The sequence below is a fragment of the Streptomyces sp. NPDC014801 genome, from assembly GCF_043082085.1.
Classification (GTDB): Bacteria; Actinomycetota; Actinomycetes; order Streptomycetales; family Streptomycetaceae; genus Streptomyces.
This window is the reverse complement of record NZ_JBIBXG010000021.1, coordinates 16,714-38,944: the sequence shown is the minus strand read 5'-3', so window position 1 is coordinate 38,944 and position 22,231 is coordinate 16,714. Positions and strand designations below refer to the sequence as shown.

Annotated in this window: 19 protein-coding genes and 2 pseudogenes; 11 read left to right on the top strand and 10 right to left on the bottom strand. The window is 69.2% G+C overall.

Annotated elements, in window-relative coordinates; genetic code table 11:
* Nucleotides 1–21 precede the first annotated feature (21 nt).
* The 4 genes and pseudogenes from ACF1AL_RS37495 to ACF1AL_RS37480 all read left to right on the top strand — a co-directional run.
* The gene (locus ACF1AL_RS37495; RefSeq protein ID WP_391780928.1) at nt 22–198 is read left to right on the top strand and encodes a hypothetical protein; all 177 of its coding nucleotides are present in this window, start codon (nt 22–24) and stop codon (nt 196–198) included.
* Nucleotides 199–200: 2 nt separating this feature from the next.
* Nucleotides 201–949 (top strand): annotated as a pseudogene (locus ACF1AL_RS37490) (transposase family protein).
* A gap of 221 nt (nt 950–1,170) precedes the next feature.
* Entirely contained in the window at nt 1,171–1,542 is a 372-nt protein-coding gene (locus ACF1AL_RS37485; protein WP_391780927.1) for a hypothetical protein, read from the top strand.
* 316 nt (nt 1,543–1,858) lie between these two features.
* Nucleotides 1,859–2,242: pseudogene (locus ACF1AL_RS37480) on the top strand (transposase); the annotation flags it as partial.
* Nucleotides 2,243–2,362: 120 nt separating this feature from the next.
* On the opposite strand, the gene ACF1AL_RS37475 reads toward ACF1AL_RS37480, so the two are convergent.
* Nucleotides 2,363–3,100 carry a TetR/AcrR family transcriptional regulator gene (locus tag ACF1AL_RS37475; RefSeq protein ID WP_391780926.1) on the bottom strand — a complete coding sequence of 246 codons (738 nt, stop codon included), beginning with the start codon at nt 3,098–3,100 and terminating at the stop codon, nt 2,363–2,365.
* A 212-nt stretch (nt 3,101–3,312) separates the two neighbouring features.
* Between ACF1AL_RS37475 and ACF1AL_RS37470 the strand changes: the two genes are divergently transcribed.
* Nucleotides 3,313–4,221, top strand: a complete 909-nt coding sequence (locus ACF1AL_RS37470) for a carbon-nitrogen hydrolase family protein (RefSeq protein ID WP_391780925.1) — start codon at nt 3,313–3,315, stop codon at nt 4,219–4,221.
* Nucleotides 4,218–5,582 (top strand): APC family permease, encoded by a 1,365-nt coding sequence (locus ACF1AL_RS37465; RefSeq protein ID WP_391780924.1) that lies wholly within the window; start codon nt 4,218–4,220, stop codon nt 5,580–5,582. Before ACF1AL_RS37470 ends, ACF1AL_RS37465 begins: the two co-directional genes overlap by 4 nt.
* A gap of 777 nt (nt 5,583–6,359) precedes the next feature.
* On the opposite strand, the gene ACF1AL_RS37460 is transcribed toward ACF1AL_RS37465, so the two are convergent.
* Nucleotides 6,360–7,598 (bottom strand): PucR family transcriptional regulator, encoded by a 1,239-nt coding sequence (locus ACF1AL_RS37460; protein ID WP_391780923.1) that lies wholly within the window; start codon nt 7,596–7,598, stop codon nt 6,360–6,362.
* 338 nt (nt 7,599–7,936) lie between these two features.
* On the opposite strand from ACF1AL_RS37460, the gene ACF1AL_RS37455 reads away from it, so the two are divergent.
* The 4 genes from ACF1AL_RS37455 to ACF1AL_RS37440 all read left to right on the top strand — a co-directional run bounded on the left by ACF1AL_RS37455 (nt 7,937) and on the right by ACF1AL_RS37440 (nt 12,884).
* On the top strand, nt 7,937–8,830 hold the full coding sequence (locus tag ACF1AL_RS37455) for an NAD(P)-binding domain-containing protein (RefSeq protein WP_391780922.1): 894 nt from the start codon (nt 7,937–7,939) through the stop codon (nt 8,828–8,830).
* 220 nt (nt 8,831–9,050) lie between these two features.
* Entirely contained in the window at nt 9,051–10,502 is a 1,452-nt protein-coding gene (locus tag ACF1AL_RS37450; protein WP_391780921.1) for an MFS transporter, read from the top strand.
* A gap of 262 nt (nt 10,503–10,764) precedes the next feature.
* Entirely contained in the window at nt 10,765–11,553 is a 789-nt protein-coding gene (surE, locus tag ACF1AL_RS37445) for a 5'/3'-nucleotidase SurE (protein WP_391780920.1), read from the top strand.
* A gap of 254 nt (nt 11,554–11,807) precedes the next feature.
* Entirely contained in the window at nt 11,808–12,884 is a 1,077-nt protein-coding gene (locus ACF1AL_RS37440; RefSeq protein WP_391780919.1) for an alpha/beta hydrolase, read from the top strand.
* Here ACF1AL_RS37440 and ACF1AL_RS37435 read toward each other — a convergent pair.
* Nucleotides 12,859–13,890: a phosphotransferase family protein gene (locus tag ACF1AL_RS37435; RefSeq protein WP_391780918.1), complete on the bottom strand. Its 1,032-nt coding sequence runs from the start codon at nt 13,888–13,890 to the stop codon at nt 12,859–12,861. The genes ACF1AL_RS37440 and ACF1AL_RS37435 overlap by 26 nt on opposite strands.
* Between ACF1AL_RS37435 and ACF1AL_RS37430 the strand changes: the two genes are divergently transcribed.
* Nucleotides 13,889–14,122, top strand: a complete 234-nt coding sequence (locus ACF1AL_RS37430) for a hypothetical protein (RefSeq protein WP_391780917.1) — start codon at nt 13,889–13,891, stop codon at nt 14,120–14,122. The genes ACF1AL_RS37435 and ACF1AL_RS37430 overlap by 2 nt on opposite strands.
* 86 nt (nt 14,123–14,208) lie before the next feature.
* Here the strand turns inward: ACF1AL_RS37430 and ACF1AL_RS37425 are convergent, their stop codons facing one another.
* The 7 genes from ACF1AL_RS37425 to ACF1AL_RS37395 form a co-directional block, all read right to left on the bottom strand.
* The gene (locus ACF1AL_RS37425) at nt 14,209–15,483 is read right to left on the bottom strand and encodes an aspartate aminotransferase family protein (protein ID WP_391780916.1); all 1,275 of its coding nucleotides are present in this window, start codon (nt 15,481–15,483) and stop codon (nt 14,209–14,211) included.
* A gap of 105 nt (nt 15,484–15,588) precedes the next feature.
* Entirely contained in the window at nt 15,589–15,738 is a 150-nt protein-coding gene (locus ACF1AL_RS37420; RefSeq protein ID WP_391780915.1) for a hypothetical protein, read from the bottom strand.
* Between the two features lie 770 nt (nt 15,739–16,508).
* Nucleotides 16,509–17,375, bottom strand: a complete 867-nt coding sequence (locus ACF1AL_RS37415) for a phytanoyl-CoA dioxygenase family protein (protein WP_391780914.1) — start codon at nt 17,373–17,375, stop codon at nt 16,509–16,511.
* A gap of 109 nt (nt 17,376–17,484) precedes the next feature.
* Nucleotides 17,485–18,912 (bottom strand): aldehyde dehydrogenase family protein, encoded by a 1,428-nt coding sequence (locus ACF1AL_RS37410; protein ID WP_391781036.1) that lies wholly within the window; start codon nt 18,910–18,912, stop codon nt 17,485–17,487.
* A gap of 77 nt (nt 18,913–18,989) precedes the next feature.
* The gene (locus ACF1AL_RS37405; protein ID WP_391780913.1) at nt 18,990–19,766 is read right to left on the bottom strand and encodes a gamma-glutamyl-gamma-aminobutyrate hydrolase family protein; all 777 of its coding nucleotides are present in this window, start codon (nt 19,764–19,766) and stop codon (nt 18,990–18,992) included.
* Nucleotides 19,767–19,768: 2 nt separating this feature from the next.
* The gene (locus tag ACF1AL_RS37400) at nt 19,769–20,875 is read right to left on the bottom strand and encodes a Zn-dependent alcohol dehydrogenase (RefSeq protein WP_391780912.1); all 1,107 of its coding nucleotides are present in this window, start codon (nt 20,873–20,875) and stop codon (nt 19,769–19,771) included.
* Nucleotides 20,872–22,230 (bottom strand): glutamine synthetase family protein, encoded by a 1,359-nt coding sequence (locus tag ACF1AL_RS37395; RefSeq protein WP_391781035.1) that lies wholly within the window; start codon nt 22,228–22,230, stop codon nt 20,872–20,874. Before ACF1AL_RS37395 ends, ACF1AL_RS37400 begins: the two co-directional genes overlap by 4 nt.
* Nucleotide 22,231 lies beyond the last annotated feature (1 nt).

Sequence of the window (22,231 nt, the reverse complement as noted above, 5' to 3'; positions counted from 1 at the left end):
GTTGAGCCAGAGCCGCTTGACGTGAACGAAGCCATCTTCACCGGCATCGGCTGGGGACTGGACAGTCCTCAGTTGAGGAGTTCCCTGGCGAGTGCGGCGCTGGGCGTTGTCACCTTCGGTCAGTCGAAGTGGATCGGGGCCCTCGGCGTCACGAAGCTAAAGGGTGTTGCACAAGGCCGTGAGCTGGGCATCTCCTAGGTATGGCCGCGGTGTTACGTGCTGAACGGGTGTGGGTGGAGACGTTCACTGGGCTGCGGATGACGCAGTTTTCGGGTCTGTTGAAGGTGGTGCGGGAGCGGGGCGGCAACGGCACGCTGCGTGGCTGGCCGTGGTCGTTGCCGCTGGCCGAGCGGGTGTTGATGGTCGCGGTGTACTACCGCACCAATCTGACCATGCGGCAGCTGGGCCCGTTGTTCGGCGTCTCCTCGTCCACCGTCTGCCGTGTAATCCAGCGGCTGGGACCGCTGCTCGCGCTCGAGCCGCTCTCCCGCTCTGCAGACGCCCCGGACCGGGTGTGGATCGTGGATGGCACCCTTATCCCGGTCCGCGACCGCGGCGTGGGTGCCTCCTCCCGGAACTACCGGTTTTCGGCAAACGTGCAGGTCATCGTCGATGCGGAGACCCGCCTCGTGGTGGCGGCCGCCCGTCCTGTGCCTGGCAACACCGCCGAAGCCAGAGCATGGCGCAACTCCGGTCTGGCCGAGCACTGCGAGTGTGTGACCGTGCTCGGCGACGGCGCCTACATCAACACAGGCTTGATCGTCCCGCATCGCAAACGCCCCGGACGAGCACTGCTGAAAGGCGAGGAAGAGGACAACGCCGCCCACTGTGAGGTCCGTGCACGCGTCGAGCACGTCTTCTCCCGGATGAAGAACTACAACGCGGCGACGGCCTCCACCACGCGGTCCAGGCCGTCGCCCGCATGCACAACCTCGCCCTCGCCGCGTGACCGCCAAGCCCAGCCGCCCGCTTCAGGCTGCTTGATCACGGCCTTGTGCAACACCCTTTAGCCACCAAGATCACACAGTTCGGGCACGATCTCATATCGCCCGTCACCGGCCTGCTCGGGTTTCTACTCTGAGCAGCTGAGCCGACAGTACTTCAGGGGCCGACGGGCCGTCCGTCGGCCCCTGACCACCGATGGGACCAACCATGCTTGCCCGACTCCCCTTGGCCTACCTGCTCATCATGTCGGCCTTCTCCACCTTCCTGCTCTGCTTCGCCGTGGACAGATGGATGAAGGTACGCGCCCTGACGCTGGTGTTCCTCGGTGTCTCCCTCGCTTGCTGCGCCGGAATGGTCGCGATCGGCCAGGCCCAGGCACAGCACTGGGACGCCCGTCAGATGCTGGTGCTGTACTCGTTCGCATGGGCCGGTCTGGCGATCGGGCTTCTCCCGTTCAGGAGGCTCTTCCTGCAATACGGCGAAGAGATGCGAAACGGAACAAAGAGGACGCAATATGAGTTCCCTCGGAAATACCAGGCGTTCACCCTGCTCTCTGTGAGCATCATGTGCCTCCTGGCGTTCCTCCTTGCCACATGACAACAGCGTGGCCCGGGCCGACCCCGCTAGATCGACGCTCATGGCAGCACCGTCGCTTCGATCCATATCGTCGACGAATGAGCCGCATCGCCCACCACGATCATGGCCCTGCCTCATGTGAACGGGAAGATCTAGGTCGGCTCCGACGCCGTGATCACACCAGCCACACGAAGGTGCTCACACCTTGCAGCCGCTACAAGGAGTCTGTGACCGCCTTCCGGACACCGGCCAGCCGTAGCCGGTTCTCCTGCAACCACTCGGAACTCACATCGATCGGTACGCACACGGCGATCTGCATCGACGGCGAGTCGCGTCCCTGGTCGTCGGCATCTCAGCCGCCAACGTCCACGACAGCGAAGGGCTGAAACCGATGGTGGCCGGCAACCAAACGAGACACGACCCCCACCGCGGCCGCCACTTCAAGCCCCAGCGCCTCCATGCGGACAAGGCGTACGACGTGCCTCACCTGCGGAAATGGTTACGCGGCAAGCGCATCGGCGTGCGGATCGCACGCAAAGGCATCGAGTCCAGCGAACGATTGGGCCGTCGCCGGTGGGTCGTCGAGCGGACTATCTCCTGGCTGTCCGGCTACCGACGACTCAGCCCTCGCTACGAGCGCAACCCCCGGAACGACCTGGCCTTTCTCGGCCTCGCCGCCGCCCTGTGCTGCTATAAGAGACTCGTCCGCCTCACCACATAGGACACGGTCTCAGTACGTTGCGCGACGCGCTCCCGGTAGGGGATGGGGTCTGCACGAGGGGCCGCCGCAGCGCCGCAGCGTCTTGCGTCGGGCGGTGCGGGTGTCAGAGTCGGAGCTCTTTCACACGGATGGTTCCGCCGTCGCCCGTTCGACCGCCGACAGGATCGCTTCCACCGCTGTGTCGTACAGCGCCTTGGGGTCCACCTCCCTCAGCTGCGTGGCGTGGGCGTGAGTCGCCGGGTATTCACCCTCCGGCAGACGGGCGTAGACGCGGGCCCAGGTGGTGGTGTCCTTTTCACGCGCCTGGGGATCCAGCGAGCTGAGGGCCGCGGAGTGGGCGCACAGGCCCAGGGTGGTGTCGACGAAGGTCCGGTAGAAGGTCACGGTGTCGGTGGCACAGAGGCCTGCGCGGGCGAGGGTGGCGAGCTGGAGTTCGACCAGGCGGCGTTCCGCCGGGCCGCCCGTGGTGCGGGCGAAGGTGAGTACGGTGATCGCCGGGAACCGTGTCTGGACCCGCCAGGTCGCCTCGGCGATACGGCGCAGTGTGTCCTGCCAGGGGTCTTCCGGGGACGGCTCGCCGATCTCGTCGAGGATCATCTCCAGCGTGCGCTCGCACAGCGCGAGCAGCAGTTCGTCCTTGTCCCGGAACAGCCGGTAGAGCACGGTCACGTCGACGTCCAGCTGCTGGCTGAGCCGGCGCATGGTCAGGCCGCCTGCGCCCTCCCGCTCGGCGAGCAGGAAGGCCGCGTCCAGGGCGGCCTCCTGCCGCACGATTCTGCGTTCACGCCGTCCGCCGCGCTCGGGCCCGGCAGCCTCGGGCTGCTTGACGTGGGCGGCGGCCGCCGTCTTCTTCGCCATGGGTCTCCTCGATCGGTGGCGCTGTCGGCATCCGGGGGCGAGATCGTGGTGAACGGCCCCCGGATGCCGTGAGCCGACCTTACCAATCGGCGCGAACAGAAATGCCAACAGTGTTGACAACATCGTTGGAGTCCGGTTCCTTGGTCCCATCGCGCCGCCGATCACGGGCCGCCGATCAGCCGTCCCCCCGACTTCGACTTGTCAGGAACCTCATGAGCCGACACCTGCGCCTGGCCCTCGTCCAGGCCCCAGCCGAGTCCTTCGAGCAGTTCGCCGAGAGCCTGCGGCGGCGCATGAAATCACCCGACCGCGCCGACCTCGTCGTCTACCCTGAAGCCCACCTCTACTCGAAGGACACCGAGACCCTGACCGAGGAGGAGCTGTACACCGCGTACGCCGAGCCACTGGACGGCCCACGCGGCAAGGCGCTCGGGGCGCTGGCGCGGGAGCTGGGCATCTGGCTGGTCCCGGGCACCGTGCTGGAGCGGGCGCAGGACGGCAGCGTGTACAACACGGCGGTCGTCTACGGCCCCGACGGCGACCTGGTCGCGCGCTACCGCAAGATCTTCACCTGGCGGCCGTACGAACCGGTGCGCCCCGGACGGGAGTTCGTCGTCTTCGACATGCCCGGCTACGGCAGGGTCGGCCTGTCCGTCTGCTATGACAGCTGGTACCCGGAGCTGACCCGGCACCTGGCGTGGATGGGCGCCGAACTGGTGATCAACGTCGTGCAGACACCGACCGCCGGGCGCGCCCAGGAGATCCCCGTCAACCAGGCCAACGCGATCGTCAACCAGGTCTGGGTGGCCAGCGTCAACGCGGCCGCCCCCACCGCCCACGGCCGCAGCCTGCTCATCGACCCCGAGGGGCACATCCAGGTCTCCTCCGCCGCAGCGGAGGACGTCACCCTGGTCAGCATCGTCGACTTCGACCGCGTCCCCGCCGCCCGGAAGTTCGGCACCAGCGGTGACTCCTGGCCCTGGGACCATTTCCAGCCCGGCGACACTCCCCTGGAGCTGCCGCTGTACGGCGGCCGGATCGATCCGGCGACCTGGCGCCCGGCGCCGTCCCCCGAGACCCCGGCCGCGCTGCGCCCCGCCGACAGGAGCGGCGCCCGATGAGCCAGCAGGAACAGCTGACCGGCCGGCTCTCCCTGGCCTCGGTCGTGACGTTCGGTCTCGCCTACATGTCGCCCGGTCTGGTGATGGTCGTCTTCGGCGTCATCTCCGAAGCCAGCGCCGGAACCGCCCCGACAGCGTTCCTCGTGGCCACGGGCGCGATGTTCCTCACCGCCCTGAGCTACGCCAAGATGGCCCGGCACTACCCGCTCTCCGGCTCGGCCTACTTCTACGCCCGCAAGCTCATCGGCGCCCCTGTCGGCTTCCTCGTCGGCTGGGCCGTACTTCTGGACTACCTGTTCCTGCCCATGGTGGCCTGGCTGGTGCAGTCGCTGTACCTGAACGCGCAGTTCCCGGCCGTCCCCGTATGGGCGTGGATGCTGATCAACGCCGGCCTGACCACCCTCGTCAACATCATCGGGCTCACCCTGACCGACCGCGTGAACAAGCTGCTGACCTCGCTGGCCGTCTTCCTGGTGCTGCTGTTCGTCGCCTACTGCCTGGTGCACCTGGCCCACCACGCGCCCGCGTCGTACACCGCGCCTGTGTGGAACCCCGCCTCCAGCCTCGCCGGCATCTCGGCCGCCGCCGCCGTTGCCGCCTACTCCTATCTCGGCTTCGACGCCGTGACCACGCTCTCCGAGGAGACGCGGGACGCCCCGCGCACCATCCCGCGCGCGGTCGTCCTCGTCATCGCGATCGGCGGCCTGCTGTTCGCCGCGGTGGCGTACGTCATGCAACTCGTTCACCCCGGTGGCGTGTTCGACAACCCGGAGATCGTTGCCTACACGATGTCCCTCGAGGTCGGCGGACAGACCTTCGCCGACTGGACCAATCTCGCCGGAATCGTCGGCGGGTTCGCCTCGGGCCTCGCCGTGCAGCTCAGCTCCAGCCGGCTGATGTACATCATGGGCCGCGACGGCGCCCTGCCCAAACGCGTGTTCGGTGCGCTGAACACGCGGACCACGACGCCCGTCTACTGCATCCTGATCACCGCAGCCATGTGTGTGCTCGGCCTGAACATCTCCCTGGCCACGGCCACGTCGTTCATCAACTTCGGCGCATTCCTCGGCTTCACCGTCGTCAACGTGTGCGTCATCGTCCACTACATCCGGCACCGCGCCACCCGCCGTGCCGGCGTGCTCGGATACGTCGTCGTACCCGCCCTCGGCACCTGCGTGACCGTCTACCTCCTCACCCGGCTCAGCACCGCCGCACTCACCATCGGCGGCTGCTGGCTCGCCGCAGGCTGCGCTCACCTCCTATGGCTCACCAGGGGATTCAGCCGCCCCACACCGCAACTGAGTATCGACGGGCCCACCCAGGCAGACCGGGACACCGCGCAGCCCGTCCCAGGCCCGTGACAACGACCGCGACCGGGCGTGGGAAGGTGAGGGCTGTCAGCAGCGACCCATCGGAACCGCGCCAGGATCCAGGGCCCGGGCCGGTCACCCGTGGTCACGCCCGCCACCTGCCTCGGCTGCGCCCACCACCGCCGGCCCGGCCTGGCCCAGCCCCTCGGCATCGCACTCACCACCTTCGGCATCTTCGCGTGCATCGCCATCGCCATCCTCCATACGCTGAAATGACCAGCCCACCGCCGGGCGGACAAGTCCCGCAGATCTGCCCGCACCGCGCACGCACGCACGCATTCAACGCCGGGCACCAGCCGGCCCGACACCGCGCTCGATCTCCTCGACTGTTCCCCTCAGGGTGAGGGAACGGGGCCCTGGCCGAAGACCGGCACAACCCCTGGCGCCATGTCCTGGCGCGGCCGCACAAGCCCGACCGGGTCGGCGCCACACACACCGCTTTCGACCATGTCCACGGCGATCTCAGCCACCGGACCCGCCTTTGGCCAGCCCTTACATCCAGGGGCGTCCTCGACCACCACGACAACGTTAGGCGGCCGCCTTGCCGCGGATGCCCGGGCGCGGCCGGCACCTCTGCTCCGCGAGTTCGTGTACGGCGTACGTGCGCAGGGGCGCGGTGCGGCCGACCGCGTGCAGCCTGCCGGTGTCGTCGTACCCACCCAGGCAAGCTGACGTTCGCTAAGGGACTGCTGCATGCCCGGCTCGTATCCGTACCTCAGCGCAGCGGCACCACCCCCGGCACTCCCATCAGCCAATACCGGCGATCGGTCAACAACCGGAGCTCTGGCCCTGTCGGAGTTCCACCAGCATGAGCGCGGCCGAAATGCTGGTCGGGTCGTGGTCAAGGGACCGCGGCAGCATGGTGCGGGCCTTGGCGAGGCGCCGGTCGATGGTGTTGCGGTGGGCGAACAACCGGTCTGCGGTTTTGGAGACGCTGTATCCCTCAGCGACGTACGTGCGCACCGTGACCTGCAGGACCGGGTCCGCGTCCGCCAGATCGCCGAGCGTGCGGGCCACGAACTCCTCGGCCTGGCTCAGGTCGGCCGTGAGCAGGTCGACGAGGTGCACGTCCTCGTAGCGGACGACCTGCCTGGGTGAACCGATCCGGGCGAGAAGCCGCTGTGCCGCGGCGGCGTCCAGGTGACTCTGCCGGAACCCCGGGAGGCCCGATCCGGGGCGGCCGAGCGTCGCGCGTACGCCGGGGGTCTTCTCAAGGATGTGCAGAACATCGGCCGTCGGCGGCACCTCGGCAACGGGCAGCCACAACCAGAGCGCGGATGTGCTCGGCGGCAGGGTCAGGCGGCGGGTCGCACCGCACGTCCACATGACGTACTCGGCGGCTCGCTCGAGCTCATGCGCATCGGCCGGCGAATCGACCCACAGGATCGCCGCGACGTGATGCCCCGCCAGCGGATAACGGAGCTGCTCCTCCGCACGGGAGCGGCTGATACGCGCGCCCTGGAGCAGCAGCTGGACCGTCGTGTACCGCTGTGCTTGGGCACCGAAGTCCACTTCTGCGCGGATTTCGTCGGCGTAGCTTCCGACCGCGGCGATGGAGTCGTCGATGTAGGTCGTCAGCGAGTTGGCGGACACCTCCATCAGCTCGCGCAGCTCATCGCGGTCGTCGGTCACGGCGAAGCACTGGTCGACCCACAGCCCCCACCCGACCCGCTGGGCGGCACGCCAGGACCCGAGTTCGTTCAAGTCCATGCCGCGCAGCACCAGGTCCCTGGCGATGATCAGCATCTCGCGGTCCCTGGCCGGAGTCACCCGGCGGCCGGGTGCCTGCATGTTGGACACGAGCCAATGCGTCATGTTGGCCTTGCAGAGGCGCCGGTCCGCCTCCGACAGCACAGGATCGTCGACGTACGCACGCTGCCGCGCCTCGCGTTGCGATGCCTGCCACACCTGGTCGACGACCTCGTCCGGCACCGGCAGCAGGCTCTCGGCGACTTGTCGGATCAGCTCGCACACCCGCTCGGACGGGTTGGGCCACAGCATCTTCATGCACCGCGATCGTAGGCGTGGAAGGGAACGGGGCACAGTGCCCGGTCCCAACCGGATGCCGCAAGGTGCGAACTACACCACGTCTCCCTCGAACCCGCGCTGACGTGCCCTGGCCGGTCGACGGTCCCAGCCATCAAGGTCAAAGCAGAAGGAGCCGTCCCGACCGGTCGGTCTGCGTTCCCCGGTGGTGCCGTAACCCGTCGCCGTCGGTTTGCACGTCGCATCGCACCGGATGGTCGCGTCGGCGTGCGGGACGCCGGCGAGGTGGGCCCGAGGTGCGCGCGCCCCGCCGACCGGAAGTGACGAACGCATTGGCAGGCATCGAGAGGAACTGGCTCATGGGCAGCACGAAGCAGTACGACGTTCTGGTCATCGGCTGCGGGCTGATGGGCTCCGCACTCGCGCGCACCCTCGCCGCACGGGGCTATTCCGTAGCCGCGTGGAACCGTTCGCCGGAACGGGCGCTCGCGCTCGCCGAGTCCGGCGTCTCGCCCGTGGATTCACCCGTCGAAGCGGTGCCCGCGGCGAGACTCTGCATCGCCTGTACCAACACCTACGAGAGCACGCGCTCGGCGCTCCAGCCGGTCACCGACTGGGGCACCACCACGTTGGCCAACCTCGGCAGCGGGTCGGCCGACGAGGCCGAGGAAATGGCGCGCTGGGCGGGCGAGCGGGGCGCTGCTTACCTCGACGGATTCATCGGCTCCTACCCCAAGGACATCGGCTCTCCGCACGGAATGGTCGCCGTGTCCGGTCCGGCCGCGCTCTGGGAGGAGCACCAGGACGTCTTCATGAGCCTCGGGGGAGCCTCGCAGCACCTTTCCGACGGGGTGCGCGGCGCCGGAGTGCTGGAGGGAAGCATGGTCGGCACGTTCTTCATCGCGGCCCTGAGCGCCTACGTCGAGGCGGTGACCTACGCGATCGACCAGGGCCTGACCCCGAGGGCGTTGGCCTCGACGACAGCGCAGGTGATCTCCCTGCTGGAGGCGGTGACGCCGGAGACTGCGGAGGCGATCGCGCACGACTGCCACGAGACCGACCAGGCGACCCTGAAGACCTTCGCCGAGGGCGCCCGGGCCACGCTGACCAGCATGCGTGCCGCGGGTTACAGCGCCCGGGTGATCGGGGCGGTTGTCGAGAACCTCGAACTCGCCGAGCGAGCGGGATTCGCCGGACTCGCCTTCTCCGCGCAGAGCAAGGTCCTCACCGACACCGGGCGGGAGGCCAAGTGATGGCACGCCGAAGGCGGCTCCTTCCCAGACGGCCGGTGACGCGCTTACGCACAGCGGCGACGGCGCGGTACGCGGTGCTCCACAGCCGTCCGCACCGGCAGCGGTCCTGCCATGGCCGCGGCGGAGCCCTGCCGCGCACCTCGAGACCCACCCTCACACGCCGCCACCACCGGGCTCTGCCCGAGGCGACGGCCCTCATCTCGCACGGGAGTGATTCACGATGGCAAGAGCGAACGAGGCCGTGCTCAGCGCCGGAACGGGTGTCGCAGCTCCGTCCTCGGGCAAACGGGGCGCACTGATCAGCGTCTCCGCGCTGCTGTGCACGGTGACCATCGCCGTCAACTTCATGCTGGGGCCCCTTCTGCCCCTGATGCAGAGGCAGTACTCCATCGACGTCTCGGCCGTGACCTGGGTCCTCACCGCGATGCTCCTGGGCAGCGGTGCCGGCTTCGTGCTCATCCCGCGCCTGCAGGACCTCGTCGACGACCGCAGGATGCTGCTGTGGTCCGGCGTCGTTCTCACCGCGGGCGCATTGATCCCCGCCGTCGCCGACACGTACCCGGCACTGCTCGCCGGTTCGGCCATGCTCGGCTTCGGCAGCGCGGCGCAGATGCTCCCGGTCGGCTTCCTCCGCCGCCACCTCTCCGGCGCCTCGGTGGCCACCGCGGTCAGCATCCTGATCATGGCCACCGGAACCGGGGTCGTCGTCGGCATGGTGGGCGGCGGTCTGACGGTGAAGTACCTGTCGTTGTCGACGTTCTTCTACCTCCTGGCAGCGGCGTTCGCGGCAACCACGGCGGCGCTTGTGGCGGTGGTTCCGCGCTCGCACCCCGCCTCCTCCGCGCGGATCGGCGTGTGGGGCACGGCGTGGATGATCGCCTGGGTGACGCTGGTGCTGCTCTCAATGGCACAGATCAGCGACTGGGGCAACGCGTGCTATCTGCTGCTCGCCGTCGGAGTCGTCGCCGGACTCGCCTGGGTCCTGGCGCAGCGCCGGTCGGCCGCCCCGGTCTTCGACCTCGCGCTGCTGAAGCGGCCGTACGCCACGACGGCGTGCGTGGCGTCCTTCCTGTTCGGCGCCGTTGACGCGGCCTTCGTCCTGCTGGTCAGCTACTACACGCAGACCCCGTTGGAGGTCGGCTACGGCTTCGGCACCGACGCGCTCGGGACGAGCCTGCTCATGCTGCCGTTCGCGCTGACCATGTTCATCAGCGGCAAGGCGGCGGAACACGTGGTGCAGCAGGGACGCCCCGGCGCCGTACTGGCCGCGGGCGCGGCACTGTGCGGCCTCGGACTCGTGTGGCTCGCGTTCGCCCACGACCACACGTGGCAGTACCTCGTCGGCTCGGCCCTCGTCGGTCTCGGCAGCCGCGCCGGCTACAGCGGCTCGTTCGCGGTTCCGCAGCTGGTGGTGGACGAGGACCAGGCCGGGATGGCCGCCGGTATCCCGGCCACGACGATGATGATCGGCTCCGCTTTCGGCGCCGCCGTCACCACGACCGTCTTGTCCCTCGCGTACATCCCCGAGGTCCCCGGCGTGCCGCAGTCCCACCTCTACACGGTGGGATACCTGATCGCAGCCGCCTTCCCGGCCGGCATTCTCGCCGCGACGGCGCTGTCCTCAACCCGCCACCCCGGCGCGTTCAAAGCCCTGATGAAGCAGAGCGCGTAGGTCCTCCCGACCACCGCACCGGCTCTGGCCCACCCCAGCCTCACCTGCCGAACGTCCAGGCGGGCAACCCGCCCCGGGGAGGGGCGCTTTCATCCCGAGGATCGGAGAACACAAGATGAATCGACGAGGCAGGACGGCGGGCTTCGTTATCGGTCTGGCGGCACTCGGCGTGGCCGGGCCCTCCGTCGCCGCCGCGACGGACGGAGAGAGCCGTGCGGCCACCGCAACCAAGGCGCGCCCTGCCTGCACAGGCCCCCTCGACGTGCTCCTGACCAATGACGACGGCTGGTCGGCACCAGGCATCCAGGCGGTCTACAGAGCACTCAAGGGCGACGGCCAGCGAGTGACGATGGTCGCCCCCCTGAAGAACCAGTCCGGCATGGGCGCCCGGATCGCGTACGACGGGGTGCTGGAGGTGTCCCGGCCGGTGGCACGGGACGACCGCATCCTCGCCGTCGACGGCACCCCTGCCGACGCGGTGGCGTTCGCACTCCACACGCTCCCCTCCGACCGGTACCCGGATGTCGTGGTGTCCGGCGCCAACTACGGGCAGAACACTTCCCGCGTGACCAACCACTCGGGAACGGTCGGCGCGGCCACCACCGCCATGGATCGCGGTGTCCCCTCGATCGCCGTCAGCTCCGAATCTCCTTGGGACTACGCCGAGGACGCCACGCACTCGCCGGACTTCGAGGGCACATCGGCCTTCGTGGTCAAGCTCCTGCGCACTCTGCAGGAGTCGTCCGAGGACTGCCGGCGGCTCCTGCCCGAAGGCCTGGGCCTCAACGTCAACTACCCCTTCCACGGCCTCAAGGGGGCCAGGGCGGCGAAGTTCGACACCATCGACCCCTTCCCGACCACGTACACGCTCCGGGAGGACGGGGACTACGACGTCTCCGCCGTCAACGCCGGATCGGACCGGAACGACGTCGACCACCGCCTCCTGAGGGACGGCTACGCGACCATCACCCCGCTCGACGGCGACCTCTCGGCCTCACGCACCGGCCAGGGACTCTCTTTCGTCTCGAAGTTGGTGAAGGACATGAACTGACCCGACAGGCCTGTCCTCCCCGTCCGACCACGGCGAGGGCGCTCGCTCCCGGACGTCTTCGGGGACGAGCGCCCTCGGTCGCCCTGCTCCGTTCTGCCCGACCGCCTCAGGCCCGAGCAACGCTCCGTTCGGCCGCAGAGCCCGCCGGCAAAGCCCGTGACAGACCCATGCCAAAAGTTGAACAGATGACCTAGTCGCTCGATCATGTCTTATGGGCAAGGTCATGCCACGGTCCCTGCACAAGGAGCACCCCTGTGACTACTCCTCCCGTCCAGCCCTCGGCAACCTCTCCCGCCGCGGACGGCAACCCGGCCGGGCAAGGGCCCGCGAAGACCGGAGCGGATTCCCCACCCGGATGGCGCAGGCTCCTCGATGCCGAATCGCTCCCGGCGGCCGACTCTCTGGCCGAGGTGCTCCCCCAACCGCTGCACACCCTCGGGGTCGAGGGAGTGCGGAGGTTCACCGCCCCCCAGCCACCGCCCCGACTCACCCGCGTCGCATCCGTAGCCGACGAGCACGCGACCTGGACCGACCCGGTCGGGGTGAAACACTCGGTGCCGGTTCGGACGTATCGGCCGCACACGCCCCGCACGGAAGACACCGGGCTGCCCTGCCTGCTTTACCTCCACGGCGGAGGCTTCACGGTCGGCAGTCTGGACGGAGTCGACGAGGTGTGCCGTCTCTTCAGTCTGCACGCCGAGTGCGTCGTGGTCTCCGTCGACTACCGACTGGCCCCCGAACACCCGTTCCCCGCGGCCGTCGACGACACCAGGGCAGCTCACGCCTGGCTCGTCGAGAACGCGGCGGTGCTCGGCATCGACAGACACCGCATCGCGGTCGGCGGCGATTCGGCCGGCGGCGGTCTGGCAGCAGTGCTCTGCCTGGACCTGCGCAGCCGCGGACTGCCCCAGCCCGCGCTCCAGGTCCTCGCCTACCCGGCGGTGGACGACTCCTACGAACGCCCCTCCTGGACCGAGTTCGCGGACGCCCCCTTGCTGGGGACCGCCGACGCGCAATGGTTCCGGCGTCAGTACGTGGGCGACGGGGACGTTGCCCCCGATCCGCTCCTGACACCCCTCCGGGCGACGACCCTGGCCGGTCTCGCCCCCGCCCACGTCATCACCGCGGAAGTGGACCCGTTGCGCGACGACGCGGAGGCGTACGCACAGCGGCTGGAGGAAGAGGGCGTCCCCGTGCTGTGCCGCCGCTATCCGGGCGTGTTCCACGGGTTCTTCACCGAGGTCGGCACCTTCACCAAGGCCACCGAGGCAGTCGTGGACGCGGCTGCCAGCCTCCACAACGTCTTCACGGGAGGAGTTCTCCCCAAGTGAGCGAGCCCTCCCCTGGCTCGCAACGGTAACTGCCGCTGCAGACGCTTCCGCTCATGCCTTCCCGATCACCCGACTCTGCTGCACCGAAGCTCAGTCGGGTGATCGCGCCGTTCTGGCCTGAGACGTCGGGCCCCGCAGGCTCGAAGCGGGGCTTCAGTGGCCATGCCGCCGTCGACGGCGAGGAGTGCTTCCGGTGAGGTACGCCGAGGCCGGCGACGCCAGGAAGAGGACCACCGTGTCCCGTTCGTGTTGCCGGCCCGGCATGCCGAGAGGACTGCGTTCCGTGATGAAGCCCCTCAGCAGGTCCTCGGGCACGGCGGCTGTCATCTCGCCGGCGCACAGTCCGGCCACGGCTCAGAGGCGCGGGCGCGTCGCCCACGCTCTCGAACCCGGAGCCGAGGGTCAGGCCTTGGCGGTCACGGGCGTGGATGTTCTCGGCGATCACCGCGATCTTGAGGTAACCGAGGGCGATGCAGTAGCCGAGGTTCTGCAAACTGCGGCCGCTCGCGGCGGCGTAGCGCTCGGCCAGGTCGGCGGGGACGAGCAGGCGTGGGCTGGTCGAGGCGGCCCGGCCCGCGAGCACCGGCGCGAAAACCGGGTCGGCGCAGACCAGGTGCAGGCCGAGGTCGGCGAGCGGATCACCGAGTGTGGCCATCTCCCAGTTCACCAGTCCGCGGACCAGTGACGGGTCGTCATGGACGAGGATGGCGTTGTCGATCCGGAAGTCGCCGTGCACGATCAAGGCGCCACTCTCGCGCATGCAGGCCTGCGCGAGGAGCGTGTGCAGGGTCTCGACGTCGGGCAGATCGCGGGTGCGGACCCGCTGCCACTGGTCGCGCCAGCGGGCAACCTGGCGGGCGAGGTAGCGCTTGGACCGTCCGAAGCCGTCAAGGCCGACGGAGGCGGGCTCGACGGCGTGCAGCCGGGCGAGCACGTCCACCGGCGCTTGGGCGCAGTCGGCGACCAACTGATGAGGCCGCGAACCCAGTTGTGCTTCGGTACGCATGACGACACCGTCCCCCGTACTCGACCAGAGCGAACGGCACGCCCATCACCTAAGCGTCACCGAGGGCGACGGCGCGCGCCACCGGAACGCCGCTGTCGGCGAGTGCGGAGACCACTCCCGGGCCACGTCGTGCGCCGAGGGCGTCAACCCACCCAGCGGCGAGAGCACGGAGGATGCCGTGGTGTGGGAGTACGGCGAGTTCGCCCTGCGCCTCGTCGGCGCCAAGGACTGAGGCGGACGGGATCTCCTCGCGTACGGCAGCGGCCCAAGACCGTCACCTGCCGACGCGAAGCAGGCCCCGGGGTCGTGTCCGGCCGTTCAGCCGCGGGCGCCCCCTCCCAGCTGCCCCAGGACCTTCTCGAGGGCGTCGGCGGTGGCGTCGATGTCCCTCTGGCTGTGGGCGGTGCTGAGGAAGATCTTGCCAGAGGGCATGAACATCACGCCGCATGCGAGCATCCCCTCCAGAATCCGTGGCCAAAGACCGCCGGCCCCGTGGAGGCTGGTGGTATCGCTGGCCTGATCGAACTGCAGCAGGGAACCGACTCGCTTGAGGCGGGCGGCTTGAGGGGCGGAAGCCAGCAGGTCACCGATCACGAGCTCGAACCGGGCGGAGACGCTCTCCAGCGTTCGATAGACGGCGGGGTCCGCGAGCACACCCATCGTCGCCTGGACGGCGGCCAAAGCGACGGGATTCCCGTTGAATGTGCCGGCGTGCACCACACCCTCGGTGACCTGGTCGATCAGGTCCGCTCGACCGACGACGGCGCTCTGGGTGAAGCCGCCGGCCATGGCCTTGGCGAAGACGGAGAGGTCGGGCCGCACCCCGAAGAACTCGGCCGCGCCGCCACGAGCGATCCGGAAGCCGGCGATCACCTCATCGTAGATGAGCACCACTCCCTGCCGGTCGCAGCGGGAGCGCAACGTCTGCAGGAAGTCCGGCGCGGGCGATTCGACACCGGCGTTGCTCATGATCGGGTCGATGAGCACCGCGGCGATGTCCCGTTCGACGGCCTCCGCGAGGATGCGGTCGATCATCTCCACGTCGTTGAACCGCGCCACCACCAGGTCGTCGAGCACACTCGGACTCTGGCCCCTGCTGGCCGGCGCGGCGCTCCCACTCACATCGGTGTCACTCAAGCCCGCGTACACCGTGTCGTGCCAACCGTGGTAGCTCCTGGCGAACTTCACGACCCGCCGACGCCCTGTGGCCGCCCGCGCCAGGCGCAGCGCGACCTGGACCGCCTCGGTCCCGGTGTTGCTCCAGAGCAGGCGCTCGCCGTGCGGCACCGCCTCCAGCACGGCCTCGGCAGCCGCGTACTCGAGGACGTGGCTGGTGCCGACGACCTGCATGCGCGTGGCCGCCTCGCGTACGGCGTCCACCACGCGGGGGTCGCCGTGTCCCAGGACGAGGGGCCCCCACGCCATGACGTAGTCGATGTAGCGATCGCCGTCCAGGTCCCAGACGTGGGCTCCCAACGATCTGCTCACGAAGAGAGGATGCGGGCGCATCGCCGCGCGCAGGCCGGAGCCCACCCCTCCCCCTACGCTGCGCCGGGCTCGCTCGAAGGCGATGCGCGATGACTCCAGGCCCATCCTATGTTCTTCCCTTCTCGGTCACCGGATCCGGTCGCCCGGGAAGGCACCGCTGTTCCGGTGGTGGTTCGGCGCCCAGTGCCACCGGGCGCCGCATGACGGGTCTCAGGCCGCGGTGCGCGCGCCTTTGCCGGCCAGGGCGCCCACCGGCAGGACCTCGACGGTGCGGAAACCGGGCATCGCATCGACGACCGCGGTCACAGCGTTCGAAGCCGTGGCAACGGTGGACAGGAAGCTCTCGAACCCGCCGGGCACTGCAACGGCGATCGTCTGCTCACGGCCGACGACGAGGAGTCCGTCGCCCCCCGTTCGACGGGGTCGTCCGGGACGGAGATGCCGAATCGGATGACCGGCTCGATGACGGGCTCGCCCCGCATCAGTCCCCGTGCCCGGTGCAGGACGCTCGACACGGTTCCCGCGGCGACGACGGTGTGCTGCCCCTTGCGTTCCGTTTGCCGAGCACGAAGACACCGTGTTCGCGCGCGAGCCGGTCCAGGCGAGCCACCGCCTGCGCGGGGCTCCGGGTCGGATCCCGCAACTCCTCGCAGATCGACACGACGTTCATCCCACGCGATCAGGGCGGTGAGGGTCGGTTCTATCGCGTGTATCCAGGGCGATGGGGCCACGACAGCCATATCCGCGGACGGCAACTGCGCGACGGATGAGACCACGGGGACGCGCGGCGCACCCGCGTCGTGGTCGGCGAGGGGCACCCCGGCCTTCTCCACCCCGATGTCCAGTGCGCCCAACAGTTCGCAGTCGCGCCGGCTCACCAGTGACCCGGCTATGGCGATGCCTGTGGCGCCGAGTCCGACGACGACACCGGTTGCCTCGGTCATGTTCGAGTGCCTCCTTCGGGCACACACGGGACAACGGGCGCCGTCTCCGGTGCCTCGTCGATCGACGGGGCAGGGACAAAAGGCAGGCCTCGCCGGCGTCCCGCAGTGGGCCCGCACAAGGCCTCCTGCGGGACGTCTCGCCCTCAGGCGTCGGCGGCGAGGCCGCGGGAGGCGACCGGCCCGCTCTCAGAGCTTGAGGTAGTCGCCCAGGTCGGCGTAGTCGACCTGCCACAGGCCGGGCGAGCCCGTCGGGTACTGGGAGCGGAAGCCGAGCACGCGCTGAACACGCGGCGAGAGCGTCCTGGCGATCTCCATGTCGACCAGAAACGGGTAGGCCTCCTCGCCGGTGAGATAGCCCGCGTTGAACGTGAAGGCCACGGCCCGCCGGTACTGGTCGTCGGTCTGGTTCGCCCCTCCGCCGTGCGCGGTCTTGCCGCTGATGAACAGGACGTCTCCGGCCTTCATGACCGCGGGAATCGTCTGCTCGGGAGTGCCCCGGTCCTCGAAGTCGCTCCAGTGGTTGCTTCCGGGGATGACGCGGGTGGCGCCGTTCTCCTCGGTGAAGTCGGTCAGGGCGACCAAGAAGTTGACGGTGACCTCCGGGCCGCTGGGTCCCATGCCGATGAACGGGAACCAGTTCTCCAGGTCCCGGTGCAGCATCTGGGCCTTGTTGCCGGGGCCGATCTCGATGACCTGCGCGGTGGTCATCCAGTACGTGCCGGACTCCTCGAGGAACACCTGGTCGCTGATCTCGTGGACCAAGGGGTGGTCGATGATCTCGTTGCGGAACGTGGGGCTGTGCGTGACCAGGTTCGTGAGTCGCTTGGTGTTGCTGCCGTGGAACTCGGCCACGAGCTCGTTCTCGTGGGTCGAGCCCGGGCGAAGCGCCTGCAGGGGCGGATCGATCTCGGCGTTGAAGCGGTCGATCTGGTCCTGCGTCAAGAGGCCCTTGATGATGACGCCGCCGTCGCGGGCCACGATCTTCAGGATCTCCTCGGCCGACGTGTCGGCCGCCACCGACGTCAGGGCCTGGGCCTTCTTCTGTGCTGTCATGTGTCCTCTTCCTCCACTCGAACCCCGGTTGCTCGACCATTCGGTCAACCGCGGGCGTTGCGGCTCTTCCCGCCGGCTGTACATGGCTGCGCATCGACTGCGCGACCGGTCAGGCGAGTTCGATCCAGGTCGTCTTCAAGGTCGTGAACTTCTCCAGGCCGTGGAGGCTCCGGTCCGCCCCGTGGCCGGAGAGTTTCCGGCCACCGAACGGCACCGAGCTGTCGCCCTCCTCGTAGCAGTTGACCCAGACCAGGCCGGCCTGGATGTCCCGCGACAGCCGGTGGGCCCGGGCGAGGTCGCCGGTCCAGATCGCGGACCCGAGTCCGTAGTCGGAGTTGTTGGCGATCGCGACGGCCTCCGCGTCGTCCCGGAACGTCGTGACCGCCAGGACGGGGCCGAAGATCTCGTGCTGGGCGAGGCGGCTGTCCTGGTCCACGTCCACGAAGACCACCGGGTCCACGTACAGGCCGTCGGTCCTCTTCCGGTCCGATCCGAGGACGAGTCGGGTCCCCTCGGCGATGCCCTTGCGCACCTCGTCCAGGACGTCGTCACGGTGCCGCTCGTACGCCAGCGGCCCCATCGTGGTCTCCGGGTCCAGCGGGTCGCCGACCCTGTGTCGGCCGAGGTGGTCCACGACCCTGGCGACCAGGTCGTCGCGGATGTCCTCGTGCACGAGAAGCCGTGAACCGGCCGTGCACATCTGCCCGCTGTTGAAGGAGATCGCCCAGGCGGCCATCCGCGCCGCCTCGTCCAGGTCCGGTGCGTCGGGGAACACGAGGTTGGGGGACTTGCCTCCCAGCTCCAGCCAGACCGGCTTCGCGTTGGACTGCCCGGCGTAGGTCAGCAGTTGCTTTCCGACCTCGGTCGAGCCGGTGAAGGTCACCGTGGCGACGTCGTTGTGCAGGGCCAGCGCCGAGCCGACCGTCGCGCCGCTGCCGGTGAGTACCTGGAGCACTCCGGCCGGCAGGCCTGCCTCGGCGGAGAGTTCCGCCGCGCGCAGGAGGGAGAGGGGCGTCTGCGTGGCGGGCTTGACGACGACGCTGTTTCCCGAGACCAGTGCGGCGGGGATCTTGAACATCGACAGCGTCATCGGGAAGTTCCACGGCGTGATCGCGCCGACCACCCCCAGCGGCTCCCGCGTCACCAGGGCGACGGAACCGTTGCGGCCCCGCGGGGACTCGTCCATCAGCTTGTCCGCGAGTTCGCCGTACCAGCGGACCGTGTTGATGGCGGTGCGCAGTTCGACGGACCATGCCACCGTGACCGGCTTGCCCATCTCCAGCGCGACCAGCAGGGCCAGTTCGTCGCGGTGCTGGTCGAGCAGGTCGGCCCAGCGGATCAGCACGGCTCCGCGTTCGCGTGGCTCAAGGCCCGCCCAGACCCGGGACGAGAACGCCTCCTTGGCGCCTTGGACGGCCCTGTCCACGTCGTCGCGTGCCGCACTGGGGACCTCCGCGAACGGCAGTCCGTCGCGCGGGCTGATGACCGCTGCCGTCCGGCCGGACCGCGATGCGGCCCATTCGCCGTTGACCCACATGCCGCGCGGCAGGCTCAGCCGGCTCTTGAGCGCGAGCCAGTCGTCCAGCGACCGCGCGGTGCCCGTCCGCTCCGTGTTCACCACGTCGCGCCTCCCTTCAGGGCGGGGCTGGGGGCGCTCGTCGCCGAAACGGCGACGAGCCAGTCGAAGAGGGGGTCCGACGAGGCCATCCACTCGGGATGCCACTGCACCCCCACCACCGGGCTGTCGTCGAGCCTGATGGCCTCGACGACACCGTCCGCGGTGGTGCCCATGACGCTGAGTCCCCGGCCCAGACGGTCGACCGCCTGGTGGTGCCAGGAGTTGACGACGCGCTGGGGCCCGTAGAGCGTGTGGGCGAGGGTTCCTGGCGTGAAGCTGACGATGTGTTCACCGTCGCCGTCGTCCGGTGCGTGGTTCTGGGACGCGTGGACGATCCGGTCCTCTTCTATGTGTTCGACGAGGGTGCCGCCGAGCACGACGTTGAGCAGCTGGTGGCCTCGGCAGACGCCGAGGATCGGCACGTTCGCCCGGAGCGCGGCCGTGATCAGGGCCGCCTCGTACTCGTCTCGTGCGAGGTCCGGCGCATCGTGGTCCCACCGCGGGTCGACCGTGGGGTCGACCCGGGCGCTGCCGCCCCATCGGGAGGGGTGGACGTCCTGCCCGCCGGTGACGACGAGTCCGTCGAGGCGATCGACGACGGCTTCGGCGTCGGCCCGGAACGGCAGGTTGACCGGGATGCCGCCCGCGGCGGCCACGTTGTCGCCGAACGCGCTGAAGTACGAGTCGGTGAACTGGTTTTGGAAGCGGCGGGATGTCCGTTTCACCATGCCCAGGCTCAGGCGGCGGCCCGTGATTCCGATCAGCGGCTTCATGTTCACATCTCTCCGACCCGGGCGACGACGCGAATCTCCTGACCGGACGCCAAGGCCTTGAATCCGTCGTTGATGGTGGCCAGGTCGCACCGGGTGGTGACGAGATCGTCGAGCTGGAGCAGGCCCACGCGGTTGAAGTGCGCGTACAGCGGGATGTCGACCTTGAAGTGGTTGGAGCCCATGAACGAGCCCTGAATGCGTTTCTCCTCCAGGAACAGCTCCGCCCCTCGGATCCGAACCGGCTGTGAGTCCGGGATCATGCCCATCACGGTGGCGGTGCCCCCCGGCCGGAGCATGGCGAACGCCTGCCCGGCCGTGGCGCCCGAGCCGACCGCCTCGAACGCGTGGTGCACGCCGGTTCCGGTGATCTCCCGTACCGCCGCGACCGGGTCGGCTTCTCTCGCGTTGACGACGTGGGTCGCGCCGAACCGGACGGCCCGGTCCAGCTTGCCGGGCACGACATCGATCCCGATGATCTGCGCCGCGCCCGCCAGTCGTGCGGCTTGGACGGCGGCGAAGCCGACCCCGCCGAGGCCGATCACGGCGACGATCTGCCCGGTGTGCACTGAGGCGCTGTGCAGGACCGCGCCCATGCCTGTGGTGACGGCGCAACCGAGCACGCTCGCCGTCTCCGGGCGGATGTCGTCCGGGACGGCGACCAGGCCGTTCTTGTGGACGAGGGTCATCTCCGCGAAGGCGCCGATGCCGGCGGTCGGCCGCACCGGCCGGCCGTCGGGCTTGGTCAACCGCGGCCGGGGCCGCCTTTGTTGGAGCCGTGCACGGTTCATGCACAGGGTCTGTCGCCCGGTCACGCAGTACTCGCAGGTGCCGCAGTGCACGGACAGACACGTCACGACCGCGTCCCCCGGAGCGAACTCCGAGACGCCCGCTCCGACGGCCACGACCCGGCCGACCGCCTCGTGACCGAGGACGATCGGCGGCTGCGACTCGAAGGTTCCGTCGATCTCGTGCAGGTCCGAGTGGCACAGACCGGCGTACGCCACCTTCACCAGGACCTCGTGCGGTCCGGGGTCGTCGATCACGAGCTCCTCGATCTCGAGGAGGCCCGGCGCCGTGTTCAGGACGGCGGCTGTGATCCGGGTGCTCATGCGAGCTCGAAGTATCGGTTGCGCTCCCACGGCGTGATCCCGCAGTCCGGGTCGCCCCCGCCCATGGTGTGGAACGACATCCACTCCCAGCGGCGCGTGCCGAGCCAGTAGTCGACGAACTCCTGGCCGAGCGCCTCGGGGAGGATCTTGTCGGCCTCCAGGGCGGCGGTGGCCTGGCTGATGCTCGCCGGGATCAGCTCCCCGTCGGGGAGGAACCAGGCCATGCCGGTGAAGGGGGCGGGCGGTTCGAGTCCGTTGCGGACCCCGAAGAGGCCGGCGCCGAGGACGGCCGCGCTGACCAGGTACATGTTGGCGTCCGAACCGGGCACGCGGTACTCGATCCGGGACTGCTTCGGGTGGCCCACGACGGCGCGCACCGCGGTCGTCTTGTTGCCGACTCCCCACGTGACGGTCGTGGGCGGTCCCTCGGCGGGGACGAGCCGGCGATAGGAGGTGATGAAGGGAAGGGCGATCGACGTCGTGCCCGCCATCGCCGGCATCAGGCCGCCGATGAACCGGCCCATGACCGCGGAGGCGCCGTCGGGGCTGTAGAAGGCGTTCCCCTCCTGTGTCCCCAGGGAGATGTTCAGGTGCGACGCCTGGCCCCAGGCGTCCGACCACTTCGCCATGAACGTCACGGTCCGCCCGAGCTCGTGGCCCACCTCGCGCATCACCTGGCGGCACCGGGCCCACCGGTCCGCGACCGCGACGACATCGCCCACCGCGACGTTGACCTCGACCTGGCCTGCGGCGGCCTCGTCGTTCCAGGCCTCCCAGTCGATGCCGATGTCCCGCAGCCGCTCCTCCACCCGCTCCAGGTACGCGCGCCATGCCGCGTCCCTGGCGAGCACGTAGGCGCTACCGCTGGTGCCGCCGAGCGGAGTGAGGTTCTCGTAGCCCTTGGCGCGGGCTTCGCGTATCGACTCCTCGAAGACGGTCGCTTCGATCTCGACGGCGGTGTCGACCGTGAAACCGAGTTGCCGGGCGTCGGCCGCGACCCGGCGCAGCAGGTTGCGCGGACAGACGGAGACCGGGGTGCCGTCATGGGTCCAGAAGTCGCCGATAACGGCCGCCTTGCCCGGCTTCCACACGCAGATCGTGTGGAGGTCGGGGCGAAGGAAAACATCCTCCATTTCGCCGCGCCAGGAAGGGAAGGCCATACCGACCGCCGGGACACTGTCCAGATCGTTGCCGAACACGACGTCCGCGAAGGCGAATCCCTGTTCGATACCACTCAGGAACTTCTCCCGTGACAGCGTCTTTCCGACGAATACGCCATCGAGGTTGGTCGCCTGGATCTCGACCGAAGTGATGCCGTGTTCACTCAGCCAGCGGTCGAGCTCGTCCATGGTCATT